This is a genomic window from Rhizobium sp. 05L429 (assembly GCF_056397645.1).
On the sequence record NZ_JBFTNV010000050.1, the window covers coordinates 1 to 12,793 of the forward strand.

Here is a 12,793-nt window from a genome sequence, read left to right on the forward strand (position 1 = left end):
CAGCATGCCGCTGCCGACATAGCCGGCATGGGCAGGTTCGTGGCCGCTGCCGCCACCTGAGAGAACGGCGACCTTGCGCTTGGCAGGTTCGGGAAGATCTGACCGGATCACGACGTTTTCGTCGGCCAGCAATATGGCYGCCGGGCTGAGTGCAACGGCCCCTTCCAGCATTTCCCGTACGACGGAGGAAGGATCGTTGATCAGCTTCTTCATGGTTCTCTCCCAACAACCAGCCTAGCCTGAACGCGAGCGCCGCTCGATCAGTGACCTAGCACGATTTCCCCGAAGGTGAATACAGGATCAAACTCGGCGAGAGACGCGGCGGCTGATCGTCGCCACACCAGTCCGCTCAGAAGCGGGTTGCCGCAGCAAAGATTTCCGCCAGGCGTTCGATGCCAGCCTGATCGTCGGCATCGAAACGGGCGGGAATCGGGCTGTCGAGATCAATGACGCCGATAATCTTATCACCGTTGCGGACGGGAACGACGAGTTCGGATCGGGATGCGGCGTCGCAGGCGATATGGCCGGGAAACGCATGAACATCTGCCACGAGGATCGAGGCGCGCTCCTTGACCGCCGTGCCGCACACGCCGCGGCCGACAGGAATGCGCACGCAGGCGGGCTTGCCCTGGAACGGGCCAAGCACCAGTTCCTCGCCCTTCAGAAGATAGAAGCCCGCCCAGTTGAGATCGGCCATCGTCTGGAACATCAGTGCCGAGGTGTTGGCGGCGTTTGCGATCATATCCGGCTCGCCTTCGAGCAGTCCCTGCAGCTGCTGGGCGAGCTCGCGATAGAATTCGGCCTTATTATCCACCTTGATCGATGCCGCCTGGAACATTATCACGTCCACTTCCTGTTTCTGAACCGCTGATATAGGCGGCCAGGCGGGTTTTGACAAACGGTCGAGCGGGAGCGCAGCATTGAATTGCGGCAGCAAATCCGATCAGATTTACGCTTGACGAAGACGATCAGAATATCGGCTGCCCTCCTCTTGCGCAGTGACGCCGTATGCCTCTGGTGCGCAAGCGCGGCACCGTGGCCGTCTGGAACAGTTTCAGGCGCCAACGGCCAGCGAGCCGGATCATGTGCTCATCGCTGATGTCTTCCTGCGGCATGTGGAGGATGACGACATCGAAGCAACAGTGGAGATTGAGGAGATACGTTGAATATCACCGGCCGAACCGGGCGAGATCATCATGGCGTCGCTGACGGAACGCCACATCCTGCCATTCTATCGCCGGCGGAAGAGCCGGGCAGCCGGTTAAGGTATCCGGCATCCGTTTTGCGCAAAGCGTTCGGCGCGCAGATTGATGTCATCCGATGCTGCTCTATTCTCACAATTGATCAAGGGAGGATCATGCCATGGCCTTCATTCATACCCCCGATGCATCTGCCAGCGAGAAGACGGCTTCGATGTACGCCTCGGCCGAAGCGAGTTACGGCTATCTGCCGAATATGTACCGCGCCTTCGGCCACCGGCCCGAGGTGATGGAACACTGGGGGACGCTGCTCGCCAGCATTCGCGGCCATATGAGCCAGCGGCGTTATGAATTGGTCACGCTGGCAGCAGCCAGGGAGCTGAAGTCGTCCTATTGCATGTTGGCACATGGTTCGGTGCTGCTGCGCGACGGCTTTACCAATGACAGTCTTTCGGCTGTCGCCGGCGGCAGCGAGAAAGCGCCGATCGATACGGTCGAGCGGGCGATCATGGACTTTTCCGCCAAGGTGGCGCGCGACGCGACCTCGGTGACCCAGCAGGACATCGATGGCTTGAAGCGCCTCCAACTGAGCGACGCGGAGATCTTCGACGTGACCGCGGCAGCGGCAGCGCGCTGTTTCTTCTCCAAGATGCTGGATGCGCTGGGTGCTGCGCCCGATCATGCCTATGCCGAACGGCTCGATCCCAAGCTTCGTCAGAAGCTTACCATCGGCCGGCCGATCGAGGGGCTGAATTCGAACCATTCGTAAGAGCTGCGATCGTGCGGTATTGGATTGGTCCTTACTGTGCTGGCGGGTCTGCAAAATGCGTGATCGCGAACTCGGCGATCTTCTGGCCGGCCTTGTCGGCGTCATCCAGCACGGATGGGAAAAGCTGCCATTGATGCGGCATTCCCGGCCAGACCTGCGCTGTCACATCGACGCCATCCTTGCGCGCCTTGTCGGCAAGTCGCAGCGTGTCGTCGAGCAGCAGCTCGCCGGAACCGACTTGCAGCAGCAATGGCGGAAAACCCGAGAGATCGGCATAGAGCGGGGAAATGTCGGGATCCGTCGCGGAATTATTACCGAGATAGGCCTTGCGGAGCGCCTCCAGCGCAGTCTTGTCCAGTACCTGATCGTTAGCGGCGTTCGACGTGACCGATGCGCCTGATACAGCCAGATCAGTGATCGGGCTCAGCGCCACGACGGCGGCCGGCAGCGGCTGTCTGGAGCGCATTTGCCGCAGCACAGTTTCGAGTGCGAGATTGCCGCCTGCACCATCACCCATAACAATGATATTTCCGTTGCTGTAGCCGCTGTMGAGCAGATAGCGGTAGGCGCTCAAGGCGTCGTTGATCTGCGCGGGATAGCCGTATTCCGGGGTCCGCCGGTAATCGATGAGCAGCACGTCGCTGGAAGCGGCCTTGGCAAGCGAGCCGGCAAGCAGGCTATGGCTGCGAATGGAGCCGCTGTAAAAGCCGCCGCCATGGATGAAAAGGATCGCGCGCCGGCCGATCGGGTGGTGAAGGCGCGCCGGCCAGATCAGCTCGGCCTCGACCCCGCCGGCATCGACATGCCGGATCTGAATGCGTGTCGGCTCCGGCAGCGATTCCATGAAATCGCGGAACGCGGTGCGCCGGTCCCGCAGGGTCTCGGCACCTTTGAAATGATCCTTCCGGTGGGAAAGCAGCTTTTCCACCTGCTCCTGAGAGGCCGGTGTCTGTGCGGGCATCTCCTCTGCCCCGAGGGGAAGAGCAGACAGAACCACGGCTGCAAGCGCTGACAGCAGGCCCGTGCGACATTCCACTTTCCACCGACTGTTGGCAGAAAAAATCGGCTTCCTCATTCGCCCCTCCGGCGCTGATCTTCTTTTGTGCGGCGCATCTTCACCACTTCGCCACCGAGAGTCAAAAGGGAGTTTTGGGTGATTGCCAGGAGCCTCTCCTGGTCAGACTGGAGCATTCCGACCACAAAAGGTTCCGGGTTCGTAGTTCGCATTTTTTAGTTGTGCTAGACTACTTTAAGGAGGGGAAGATCATGGATAGAGCCGCTCTGCTCGGGACGTGGCGAATGATTTCCTGGACACGAACCGTCGTTGCGACGGGGGAAGTCAGCGACGCCATGGGTGCCGATCCCATCGGATATATCGCCTATCATGCCGATGGCCGGATGATGGCTTTCGTCACCAACCGCCGCAGGCCGAAACCCAACGGCAAGGCCCCCAGCGATAATGAAAAGGCAGCGCTTTTCGATACAATGCTGGCTTATACGGCTGCCTATACGCTGGAGGGCGACAGGGTGATCCATCATGTCGAGGCCGCCTGGAACCCGACATGGGAGCGCCCTCTCGTCCGGCCTCTACATATGGAAGGTGACACGCTCGTCATCAGTGACGCGCCCGGCACCGATCCGGTCACGGGAGAGGATGTCGTCTACCGGMTGGAATTCCGCAAGCTCTGACCACTCAATCACCCCGGATCGCGTCGATCACTGTCCGGAATCCTGCCGAAATATGTCGTCGGCTGGGATAATAGAGATAAAGCGGCTCCTCCGGCTGGCACCATTCGTCCAGTACCTGGATCAACTGATTGCTCGCGATCAACGGCACCGCCCTGCCCTCCCAGACATAGGCGAGTGCAACGCCGCTGAGCGCCGCCGCCGTCATCAATTCGTGATCGTCTAGGGAAAGCGGGCCGGTTGGGTGGAAGGTTATGGCCTGCCCGTCCTTTTCAAAATCCCAGGGGTAACGCACGCCTGAGGGGAACATGTTCTGGACGCAGATATGCCGCTTCAGGTCATGTGGCGTCTGCGGCTTCGGCCGGGTTTCGAAATAGGCGGGTGCCCCGACGACGACGAGGCGCATGCGCGGCTTGATGCGCACGGCGATCATCCCTTCGGTGACACGCTCGCCGAAGCGAATGCCGCCATCGAACCCCTCCTCGACGATATCCACCAGCCGGTCCGTTGCCGCGATTTCAAGCTGCAGGTTCGGGTTCTTCATCAATAGCGGCCCGATGACCTGGCCGACGACGAAGGGCGCAATGGAATTGCCGACATTAATGCGGACACGACCGAAGGGCGTATCGCGGAAACGGTTCAGCGCATCGAGTGCAGAATTGATCTCGCCGAAGGCCGGATCGAGATGAGAGCGCAACAGTTCGCCAGCCTCTGTCAGCGAAACGCTGCGGGTCGTACGATTCAAGAGGCGAATGCCGATGCGGTCTTCCAGATTGAGCACGGCATGGCTGATCGCGGAGGCTGTGACACCCCTCTCCTCTCCCGCCTTGCGAAAGCTCTTGTGCCTGGCGACAGCGACAAAAGCCGCCATTTCGGAAAGCTCGGTCGCTCTCATTGCTGAATTTCACTCATCATAGCATCTCAAATAACAAATCTTATACATCAGCGAGATTTGCGTCAAATTCCTCTTCGTCAGCAACGCACTGCTGAAACAAACACTCTGACGAAAGGGAATTGCCATGAAAGTCTGGTTCATTACGGGTGCATCGCGTGGTTTCGGCGCGCTGATGACCAAGGACGCTCTTGCCGCCGGCGACGCTGTCGTTGCCACCGCTCGCAACCCCAAGACTATCACCGAACAGTTCGGCGATCATGCGAACCTGCTTGCCGTCGCTCTCGACGTCACCAACGAAGACCAAGCCAGGCAAGCCGCGGCTGCCGCCATCGCCCGCTTCGGCCGCATCGATATCCTCGCCAACAATGCCGGTTACGGCCTGCTCGGCGCTGTCGAGGAAGCAACTGCCGAAGAGATCGAAAAGATCTATGCCACCAACGTCTTCGRCCTCTTAAAGGTCACCCGCGCCGTGCTGCCCTATATGCGCCGCCAGCGCGCCGGCCATATCCTGAACTTCTCCTCGATCGGCGGTTACTACGGCTTCCCCGGCTGGGGCGTCTATGGCTCCACGAAGTTTGCCGTCGAAGGCCTGTCGGAATCGCTGGCGACCGAAGTCGAACCCTTCGGCATCAAGGTCACGATCGTCGAGCCCGGCTTCTTCCGCACGGACTTCCTGCATGACAATTCGCTGGCGGTCAGCCCGGCCTCCATTCCTGATTATGTCGGCACGCCGGCCGGCAACATGCGCGACTTCGCAGCCGACGCCAACCATGCCCAGCCGGGCGACCCGGCAAAGTTAACTGCCGGCATCATCGAGATGGTGAACTCGGCCAACCCGCCGCTGCGCATGCCTTTCGGCAGCGATACGGTTGCCAAGATCGAAGAAGAAAATGCCAGCGTGGAGAAGGAACTGGCCCAGTGGCGCAAGCTCGCCGTCTCCACGGATTTCGAACAGACTGCCTGAGAAGGCCTGACTTTCCCACAGCAACAAGCGCGCCCTCCGGCGCGCTTCATTCATTTCGGCGTGAAGATCGTCGCATCGGCAAGATTTTCACTCGCGCCGGCGCAGCGATGACCTAAATCTACGGGCGTCATCACGAATGCGGAAGGGCAAGGCATGACTATCAAATCCATTTGCATCTACGGAGCCGGCGCACTCGGAGGTGCAATCGCCGTCAAGCTGGCAAGCCGGCTCGGCGATGACGTGACCGTCTCGGTCGTCGCGCGGGGTGCGCATCTAGACGCGATCTGTGAACGCGGCCTTTCCCTTCATGAAGCAGATGCAGACAGGCCGATCAATGTACGGATCACGGCAACAAACGATCCGACAACGCTGCCCCCGCAAGACCTCATCATCACCGGCCTCAAAGGCCATCAACTTAGTCCTGCGGCAGAAGACATGGCCACCCTGCTGAAGGAAAACACCCGCGTCGTCATGGTGCTGAACGGTATTCCCTGGTGGTATTTCCACCGGGATACGCAAAGCGGCCATGCCGAACTTCAGCTCGAAGAGCTCGATCCCGGCGGTAAGCTGTGGCACCTGATCGGGCCGGAGCGGGTGATCGGCTGCGTGGCACTGCAGGGCGCCGAGGTCGTCAATCCCGGCGAGATCCGCCTTTCCAATGTTGGTCGTTTCGTGCTTGGCGAACCGTCGGGCGAGATGTCGACCGATCTCGAAACCGTTGCCGGCCTCTTTGCCAAGGCAGGCCTCAATGTTTCGACCACGCCACGCATTCGCGACGAGATCTGGAGCAAACTGACGGGCAATGCGGCTTTCAACCCTCTCAGCGCCCTGACGCGCGCCTTGATGACCGACATCATGGCCGATCCGTCGCTGTTCGACATGGTCGGCAAGATCATGAAGGAAGTGCGCGCCGTTGGAAGTGCCCTTGGCGCGAAATTCAGCATCACCATCGAGGAAAGGCTCGAGCAGTCGCGCAATATCGGCCCTGTACGCACATCAATGCTTCAAGATCTTCTGGCCGGCAAAGCGCTGGAAATCGTGCCGCTCGTCGGTATGGTCGTGGCACTCGGACGCACTGCCAACGTGCCGACGCCCGTCTCGGAAGTCGTGCTCGCGCTGGTCACGCAGCTCGACAAGGAAAACCAGCGGGGCGGCTGACATCGGCCTCTTTATGCGATTCCTATATCTTCGATCTCCACTCCGAATGGATTTCCTATCGGAGGCGGCAGTAGCCTTTGCCACAACAGCAAAGGTTACCGCCATGCGAGATGTCATGTCCTCCCGATACTTGCCGCTTCGCCCCTACCACATCACGCGCGGAAAGCGGCAGATGCGTGAGAAGCGCACGGCCCAGACGCTGATGATCTTCGGCATCGTGCTCGCCTGTGTCGAACTCTATGTGATCCTCGGCTCGCTCTGAGACCCCATCATGAACAGCAAAGGAAGACTGCGCCCGGGTGGCGCGATCACCGCGCTCGTCACGCCGTTCCGCAACGGCGAAGTCGACAGCGCAGCATTGGAAGCTCTTGTTGAATGGCAGGTGCTGAGCGGCGTCGATGGACTCGCCCTCTGCACGGCGGCGGGTGAAGGGCTGAGCCTTTCACCTCGGGAACGCCGCATGGTGCTCGACATCTGCATCCGGGCCGCGGCGGACCGTATTCCGGTGATCGCCGCGGCCGGAACCAATTGCACCGAGACTACGATCGCGCTTATCCGGGATGCGGAAGAATGCGGTGCCCGCGCTGTGCTTATCACCGTCCCCTATTATTCCAAGCCAGGGCAGAAGGGCATTCTCCATCATTTCCAGCAAATCGCTGCGGCAAGCAATCTGCCTGTTCTGATCGAGAATGCGCCAGCTCGCACGGCGAGTGACCTGACGGCGGAAACGCTGGAGCGACTTGCCGAACTCGATGCGATTGTCGCTATCGTCGATGCGACGGGGGATATTGCCCGCTTCGCCAACCTACCGCCTGCACTGCGACGCCGCTTCCTTTTCCTGTCCGGCCATGACGGCACGGCGCTTTMCTTTCATCTGGCGGGCGGCAACGGCATCGTGTCGGCGGCCGCCAATATCCTTCCGCGGCTCGTCACCTCGCTGCAGCAGGCAGCTTATGGGAGCGATATCTCCGCAGCGTTTGCGCTCAACGACAGGCTGCATCCGCTCGTCGCGGCACTGGGTTCGGAGAGTGATCCTGCCCGAGTGAAATATGCGTTGCAGGTGCTGCGCGGCACGTCGGCCGATCTTCGTCTGCCACTCGTATCGGCCGAGGCCGAAAGCCGCGTCGCGATTATAGCCGCGCTTTCTCCTTTTGTCGGCGGCGGCGCTCAGCGCATGGCGCTGTCCCTATGAGATTTTAATATTTTCGCTTTTGGCACCAAATGGAAACCCTATCCGCCAGCATCTATCTTTATCAGCGTGACACCGCCGCGGAACTCAAACGGCGGTTGAKTTAGACTTCGAAAGGACAAACGATGTCACGCCTGACCGATACGAATGCCAAGACCGACCCGCTGCAACGTAGCGTAAGCGCCCATACAGCTGCGGTCGATCCCTCCCACCCGCTACTTGTCGGCCTTGCAGCCGTCGCACCACGGCTCGGCGTCGTCATGGCCTTTGCCGGGCTCGTGCAGGTAAGCTTTCACCTTATCTCCCAGTGAGCGCCGGATCGAGGATCACGACAATGGCAAATGCACAGCAACGCCGGCAGTTTTCGGCTCCCCTCACCACGCGTCCGGCCCGCTTCACTGTCGGCCGCGCCAAGGGCGGAGGTTGGATCGTCCAGGATCGCGAGGGGCTCGTCGGCGGCCTCTTCGTCAATGAAGCCGCAGCCCTCCATTTCGCTGCGGAAGAGTGCAACCACAATCCCGCTGATATCTGCCGCGCGGCAACGGGCACGGTGCTCGATTTTGCACCTCTTGCGCGTGGTGCCGGCAATATCCACTAAATACCGTGTCGTTCCTGCCATTTTGGCACAGCAGGAACGGCACCAGGCCCAAGGTTTCCAACTTTTCCTTAACTGCCGTCCTGATAGAGTCCCGCGTGCAGAGACTACATGTGCCGCGAGACCGATGCCGAAACCAAACTTCCGCTTCACCCATTATGATATCAAGGAACAGCGCCCCGGAACGATTGTCGAGGTGTCGCTGAGCGCTGTGAACAATGTGCGGCTGATGACTGCCCCGAACTTCCAGCGGTTCACCGAAGTGCTCGACTTCAAATATATCGGCGGTGTCGCGCGCAAATCACCGATCAGGCTCGCCATTCCCGAAAGCGGCCACTGGCATATTGTCGTCGACATGGAAGGCCATCACGGGCTTGCAGATTCCTCGGTCAAGCTGATCAACGCGCCCGTCACGCAGTCGCGCGTTTCCTGATCTCAGCGCGGAACCCTATCAGCGCTGATTGCGCTCCTTACGAAGTTTCGCCCACCAGTCCAGCCGCTTGCGGATCTCGCGTTCGAAACCGCGCTCGGGCGGATCATAAAAGGTMTGGCGGCCCATCTTTTCCGGAAAATAATCCTGGCCCGAGAAGGCATCCGGCTCGTCATGGTCGTAGCGGTAGCCATCGCCATATCCTTCGCCCTTCATCAGCTTGGTCGGCGCGTTGAGGATATGCTTGGGCGGTAATAGCGAACCGTTCTGCTTGGCGGCCATCGTCGCCGCCTTGAAGGCGGTATAGACGGCATTCGATTTCGGTGCGGTCGCGAGATAGACGCAGGCTTGCGCGAACGCCAACTCGCCTTCCGGTGAACCGAGATAGTCATAGGCATCCTTGGCGGCATTGCAGATCACTAGCGCCTGCGGGTCGGCAAGGCCGATATCCTCCACCGCCATACGCACCAGCCGGCGACCGAGATAGAGCGGATCCTCACCGGCATCGAACATGCGGGCGAGATAATAGAGCGCAGCATCGGGATCGGAGCCGCGGACGGACTTGTGGAGTGCCGAGATCAGATTGTAATGACCGTCCTGTGCCTTGTCGTAGACTGGCGCCCGGCGCTGGACGATACGCGTCAGGCCCTCGGTATCGAAGGTTTCGCCCTCGCGGGCAGCACGCCAGACTTCCTCGGCAAGGGTCAGCACCGCGCGGCCGTCGCCATCGGCCATACGGATCAGGCTGGCGCGCGCATCCTCGGTCAGCGGCAGCGGTTTCTGCTCGACAGCCTCGGCACGTTTCAGCAATTCCTCGAGGCTCTGTTCCTCATGCGACTTGAAGGTCAGCACCCGCGCGCGCGACAGAAGGGCGGCGTTGAGCTCGAAGGACGGATTTTCCGTCGTAGCGCCGACGAGGATGACCGTGCCATCCTCCATGACCGGCAGGAAGCTGTCCTGCTGGGCTCGATTAAAACGATGGATCTCATCGACGAAAAGAAGCGTCTGGCGGCCGTCCATGCGACGCAGGCGGGCTGTCTCGAAGACCTTTTTCAGATCGGCAACGCCAGAGAAGATCGCCGAGATCTGTTCGAATGCCAGACCCGCCTCGCCGGAAAGCAACCGCGCGACCGTCGTCTTGCCGGTGCCGGGCGGCCCCCAGAAGATCATGGAGCCGAGTGAGCCGCTTTCGATCATTCGGCGCAGAACACCATCTTCACCGGTCAGATGTTCCTGACCGGTGACTTCGCCGAGCGTCTTCGGCCGCAAGCGATCGGCAAGCGGGCGCCGGCTGGCGACCTCTTCCGGAACACGCGGCGCGAAGAGATCATTGCTCATCGAAAGAACTGCCGGATACGCTGACCATCACGCTCGATCTCGACCCGCCACAGGCCCGGATCGGAATCGGCAATCTCCTGCAGGTCGTGGCTGGTCTTCACTTCAGCGCCATTGATGGAGACAATAATATCCTTCGGCTCGAAACCAAGCCGGGCAGCTGGAGAGTCCCCTGTCACGTCGGAGATGACGACACCGGTCGAATCCAGCGGCATGCGGAGTTCATCGGCGACGCGGGGCGACAGGTTTTCCACCACGGCACCTGTGAAGGGCGTACGTCCGCCGATCGTGCGCTGATCGCGCGGCTGGGTTTCCGGCGCGCGGGCGAGCACAAGCGGCATCTGTTCCTCACGCCCGTTCTCGACGACGGTCAGATTGACCGACTTGCCGAGACCGGCAGTCGTCAGGCGATAGAGAAGCGCATCCGGATGCTCGACGGAGACACCATCGACGGCGGTGATGATCTCGCCCACCTTGAGGCCGGCTTTGGCTGCCGGACTGTCCGGACTGAGCTTGGCGATCAGCGCGCCACGCGCCTTGTCGAGGCCGAGTGCATCGGCGACCTCAGAGGTCACCGGATCGAAGCTCGCACCGATATAGGGTCGCTCGAAGGATTTGACGCCGGCATCGGCAGAAGCGAGGAAGACCTTCACGAGATTGGCGGGAATGGCAAAGCCGATACCGTTGGAACCGCCGCCACGCGAGAAGATCGCCGTATTGATGCCGATCAGTTCGCCCTTCATGTTCATCAGCGCGCCGCCGGAATTGCCGGGATTGATCGACGCGTCCGTCTGGATGAAGAAGCCGAACTCGTTCTTGACGACCTGATTGCGGGCAAGTGCGGAAACGATGCCGCTGGTCACCGTCTGGCCGACGCCAAAGGGATTGCCGATCGCCAGTACGAGATCACCGACTTCCACAGCATCGGAATTGCCGATCGGCAATGCCGGGAAGTCCGCCTTGCTGTCGATCTTCAGCACGGCGAGATCGACACGGTCGTCACGCAGCACGACCGTGCAGGGGAATTCCCGGCCGTCGGAGAGCGCCACCTTAATGTCGTCGGCGCCCTCGATGACGTGATTATTGGTCACCACAGTGCCGTTCGTCTCGATGATGACGCCGGACCCCAGCGAAGACTGCTTCTCGGACCGGTTCGGCATCTGCTGGCCGAAGAACTGCTCGAAGAAGGGATCGCCGGCAAAAGGCGACTGACGCCGGACGGTCTTTTCGGCATAGACGTTCACGACGGCGCCTGACGTCTGCTTGACCAGTGGCGCGAAGGAAAGCTGCATCTGCATCTGACTTTCCGGCACGGTCTTGGTCTGCGCTTCGGCGGCAGCCGGCAGCAGAAGTGTCAATGCCAGAAGGGAAACGGAGGCGCGCTTGAACAGGCCTTGCATGGGAATCCTTTTGAAATGCTCTCAAGAAAATGTTGTAGCGCCCGACGCTAGAAAGGAAAGAGGGCGGAAGCATGGAAGATAAGGCATTCCGGATCTGGGAATTTGAATCAGGAAAATCAATCATGTTGCTGATATTTAAACCCAAAAGCTGCGCAGAGTCACCGGAGAGAGATATTATTCGGCAGGCGTGTATCGGGCTGGAAGGCGGGGTTTCGTCCTTGCCATAAACCGAACCTGCATCATCTTCCTGCAGACCGAATATCGTGTCCACGAAGCAGGGAAAGATCATGAAGACAGCCATTCTATCAGCGACGCTTTGCGCCACTCTCTTATCGCTCGCGCCACACGGTGCGCAGGCGGCAAGCTTCAACTGCGATGCAAAGGAGTTGCTGCCGGATGAGAAAGTGATCTGCGAGGACCGGTCGCTCAACGACGCCGATGTTAAGATGGTGACCACCTTCGAGCTGCTGTCCGGCCTGCTGGCCATGGGCGCACGCGGTACGCTGCAGGACGAGCAGACCGCGTGGCTGAAGAAGCGGCAGGCCTGTGGTCCGGATGCCGCCTGCATTGGCGCTGCCTATCAGGAGCGGTTGAAGCAGATGGACGAAACCTACAAGAACATCAATCGTCCACTCTAAAGACATTCAGTCCGGTGTGCTCTGACCCTGGAAATCGGCAATMATCTCGTTGATGAGACTGGCCGCCTGACGTACCCGTTCTTCGCCGTAAGTCGCGCCGTGTTCGTTTGCCCAGACGGCTTGGCGGCCGGAGATATCGGCAAGCGCCCTCTTCCCCGCCTCGGTCAGTTCCATCAGCTTGGCACGCTGATGGACAGGATTGGCGCGGTAGGCAATCAACCCCTCGCCTTCCAGCAGATCGGCAATGCGCTGCACTCCCTGGCGCGCAAGGCCGAGCGCACGCGCGGCATCGGCAACCGACATGGGCGCATGATCGGCTGCGGCAAGCACCTGCCAGCGCGCGCTCGTCTGCCCGGCGGGTTTGGCAAGCGCGTCGCCCACAGCCTGCAAATGGGCCGAGAAGCGGAGCACCGCTATGGAAAGTGCAGCAAAGGCATCGCCATCGGGCGTACGTTTTTTTGTCATCTTGACAACATATTGTCATACATCGATAATGACAATATGTTGTCATACTACAATGCGATACGCAAGGAGG

The 12,793-nt window shown here is 60.2% G+C and carries 17 protein-coding genes; 10 read left to right on the top strand and 7 right to left on the bottom strand.

What is annotated here, in order from left to right:
* Window positions 1-213 (bottom strand): dihydroxyacetone kinase subunit DhaK (locus AC1DNW_RS33390; protein ID WP_477855550.1); only part of this gene is annotated, 213 nt, incomplete at its 3' end.
* Between the two features lie 136 nt (window positions 214-349).
* Entirely contained in the window at window positions 350-838 is a 489-nt protein-coding gene (locus AC1DNW_RS33395; RefSeq protein WP_113309255.1) for a GAF domain-containing protein, read from the bottom strand.
* A gap of 524 nt (window positions 839-1,362) precedes the next feature.
* On the opposite strand from AC1DNW_RS33395, the gene AC1DNW_RS33400 reads away from it, so the two are divergent.
* Window positions 1,363-1,968 carry a carboxymuconolactone decarboxylase family protein gene (locus AC1DNW_RS33400; RefSeq protein WP_113309256.1) on the top strand — a complete coding sequence of 202 codons (606 nt, stop codon included), beginning with the start codon at window positions 1,363-1,365 and terminating at the stop codon, window positions 1,966-1,968.
* Window positions 1,969-1,999: 31 nt separating this feature from the next.
* Here the strand turns inward: AC1DNW_RS33400 and AC1DNW_RS33405 are convergent, their stop codons facing one another.
* The gene (locus tag AC1DNW_RS33405) at window positions 2,000-2,929 is read right to left on the bottom strand and encodes an alpha/beta hydrolase (RefSeq protein ID WP_477855565.1); all 930 of its coding nucleotides are present in this window, start codon (window positions 2,927-2,929) and stop codon (window positions 2,000-2,002) included.
* A 305-nt stretch (window positions 2,930-3,234) separates the two neighbouring features.
* Between AC1DNW_RS33405 and AC1DNW_RS33410 the strand changes: the two genes are divergently transcribed.
* Window positions 3,235-3,657: a lipocalin-like domain-containing protein gene (locus AC1DNW_RS33410; RefSeq protein WP_477855551.1), complete on the top strand. Its 423-nt coding sequence runs from the start codon at window positions 3,235-3,237 to the stop codon at window positions 3,655-3,657.
* Between the two features lie 4 nt (window positions 3,658-3,661).
* On the opposite strand, the gene AC1DNW_RS33415 is transcribed toward AC1DNW_RS33410, so the two are convergent.
* Complete coding sequence (locus tag AC1DNW_RS33415) at window positions 3,662-4,549, bottom strand: LysR family transcriptional regulator (protein WP_477837160.1); 888 nt, start codon at window positions 4,547-4,549, stop codon at window positions 3,662-3,664.
* Window positions 4,550-4,673: 124 nt separating this feature from the next.
* Between AC1DNW_RS33415 and AC1DNW_RS33420 the strand changes: the two genes are divergently transcribed.
* The 7 genes from AC1DNW_RS33420 to AC1DNW_RS33450 all read left to right on the top strand — a co-directional run bounded on the left by AC1DNW_RS33420 (window position 4,674) and on the right by AC1DNW_RS33450 (window position 8,888).
* Window positions 4,674-5,513 carry an oxidoreductase gene (locus AC1DNW_RS33420; protein ID WP_477855552.1) on the top strand — a complete coding sequence of 280 codons (840 nt, stop codon included), beginning with the start codon at window positions 4,674-4,676 and terminating at the stop codon, window positions 5,511-5,513.
* Window positions 5,514-5,666: 153 nt separating this feature from the next.
* Window positions 5,667-6,671, top strand: coding sequence for a 2-dehydropantoate 2-reductase (locus tag AC1DNW_RS33425; protein ID WP_113309259.1), 1,005 nt, complete (start codon window positions 5,667-5,669; stop codon window positions 6,669-6,671).
* 115 nt (window positions 6,672-6,786) lie between these two features.
* A complete protein-coding gene (locus tag AC1DNW_RS33430) occupies window positions 6,787-6,933 on the top strand; it encodes a hypothetical protein (RefSeq protein ID WP_477837164.1) in 147 nt (48 codons plus the stop codon).
* A 9-nt stretch (window positions 6,934-6,942) separates the two neighbouring features.
* Window positions 6,943-7,863, top strand: coding sequence for a 4-hydroxy-tetrahydrodipicolinate synthase (gene dapA, locus AC1DNW_RS33435; RefSeq protein WP_477855553.1), 921 nt, complete (start codon window positions 6,943-6,945; stop codon window positions 7,861-7,863).
* Window positions 7,864-7,985: 122 nt separating this feature from the next.
* Window positions 7,986-8,171, top strand: coding sequence for a hypothetical protein (locus AC1DNW_RS33440; protein ID WP_113309261.1), 186 nt, complete (start codon window positions 7,986-7,988; stop codon window positions 8,169-8,171).
* Between the two features lie 23 nt (window positions 8,172-8,194).
* A complete protein-coding gene (locus AC1DNW_RS33445; RefSeq protein WP_113297868.1) occupies window positions 8,195-8,458 on the top strand; it encodes a hypothetical protein in 264 nt (87 codons plus the stop codon).
* A 124-nt stretch (window positions 8,459-8,582) separates the two neighbouring features.
* Window positions 8,583-8,888 carry a DUF1883 domain-containing protein gene (locus AC1DNW_RS33450; protein WP_113297869.1) on the top strand — a complete coding sequence of 102 codons (306 nt, stop codon included), beginning with the start codon at window positions 8,583-8,585 and terminating at the stop codon, window positions 8,886-8,888.
* An 18-nt stretch (window positions 8,889-8,906) separates the two neighbouring features.
* Here AC1DNW_RS33450 and AC1DNW_RS33455 read toward each other — a convergent pair whose 3' ends face one another.
* Both AC1DNW_RS33455 and AC1DNW_RS33460 read right to left on the bottom strand, forming a co-directional pair.
* Window positions 8,907-10,223: a replication-associated recombination protein A gene (locus AC1DNW_RS33455; protein WP_477855554.1), complete on the bottom strand. Its 1,317-nt coding sequence runs from the start codon at window positions 10,221-10,223 to the stop codon at window positions 8,907-8,909.
* A complete protein-coding gene (locus AC1DNW_RS33460) occupies window positions 10,220-11,620 on the bottom strand; it encodes a DegQ family serine endoprotease (RefSeq protein ID WP_113297871.1) in 1,401 nt (466 codons plus the stop codon). Before AC1DNW_RS33460 ends, AC1DNW_RS33455 begins: the two co-directional genes overlap by 4 nt.
* 287 nt (window positions 11,621-11,907) lie before the next feature.
* Here AC1DNW_RS33460 and AC1DNW_RS33465 point away from each other — a divergent pair, with 287 nt between their 5' ends.
* A complete protein-coding gene (locus AC1DNW_RS33465) occupies window positions 11,908-12,258 on the top strand; it encodes a lysozyme inhibitor LprI family protein (RefSeq protein ID WP_113309262.1) in 351 nt (116 codons plus the stop codon).
* A 6-nt stretch (window positions 12,259-12,264) separates the two neighbouring features.
* On the opposite strand, the gene AC1DNW_RS33470 is transcribed toward AC1DNW_RS33465, so the two are convergent.
* A complete protein-coding gene (locus AC1DNW_RS33470; RefSeq protein ID WP_477855555.1) occupies window positions 12,265-12,723 on the bottom strand; it encodes a MarR family winged helix-turn-helix transcriptional regulator in 459 nt (152 codons plus the stop codon).
* Between the last annotated feature and the right edge of the window lie 70 nt (window positions 12,724-12,793).

What these genes read in the sequence shown, in the direction of transcription:
- AC1DNW_RS33450 (WP_113297869.1), top strand. Translation starts at nt 8,583, where the DNA reads ATGCCGAAACCAAACTTCCGCTTCACCCATTATGATATCAAGGAACAG.
- AC1DNW_RS33430 (WP_477837164.1), top strand. Translation starts at nt 6,787, where the DNA reads ATGTCCTCCCGATACTTGCCGCTTCGCCCCTACCACATCACGCGCGGA.
- AC1DNW_RS33460 (WP_113297871.1), bottom strand. Translation starts at nt 11,620, where the DNA reads ATGCAAGGCCTGTTCAAGCGCGCCTCCGTTTCCCTTCTGGCATTGACA.
- AC1DNW_RS33415 (WP_477837160.1), bottom strand. Translation starts at nt 4,549, where the DNA reads ATGAGAGCGACCGAGCTTTCCGAAATGGCGGCTTTTGTCGCTGTCGCC.
- AC1DNW_RS33425 (WP_113309259.1), top strand. Translation starts at nt 5,667, where the DNA reads ATGACTATCAAATCCATTTGCATCTACGGAGCCGGCGCACTCGGAGGT.
- AC1DNW_RS33400 (WP_113309256.1), top strand. Translation starts at nt 1,363, where the DNA reads ATGGCCTTCATTCATACCCCCGATGCATCTGCCAGCGAGAAGACGGCT.
- AC1DNW_RS33395 (WP_113309255.1), bottom strand. Translation starts at nt 838, where the DNA reads ATGTTCCAGGCGGCATCGATCAAGGTGGATAATAAGGCCGAATTCTAT.
- AC1DNW_RS33445 (WP_113297868.1), top strand. Translation starts at nt 8,195, where the DNA reads ATGGCAAATGCACAGCAACGCCGGCAGTTTTCGGCTCCCCTCACCACG.
- AC1DNW_RS33465 (WP_113309262.1), top strand. Translation starts at nt 11,908, where the DNA reads ATGAAGACAGCCATTCTATCAGCGACGCTTTGCGCCACTCTCTTATCG.
- AC1DNW_RS33440 (WP_113309261.1), top strand. Translation starts at nt 7,986, where the DNA reads ATGTCACGCCTGACCGATACGAATGCCAAGACCGACCCGCTGCAACGT.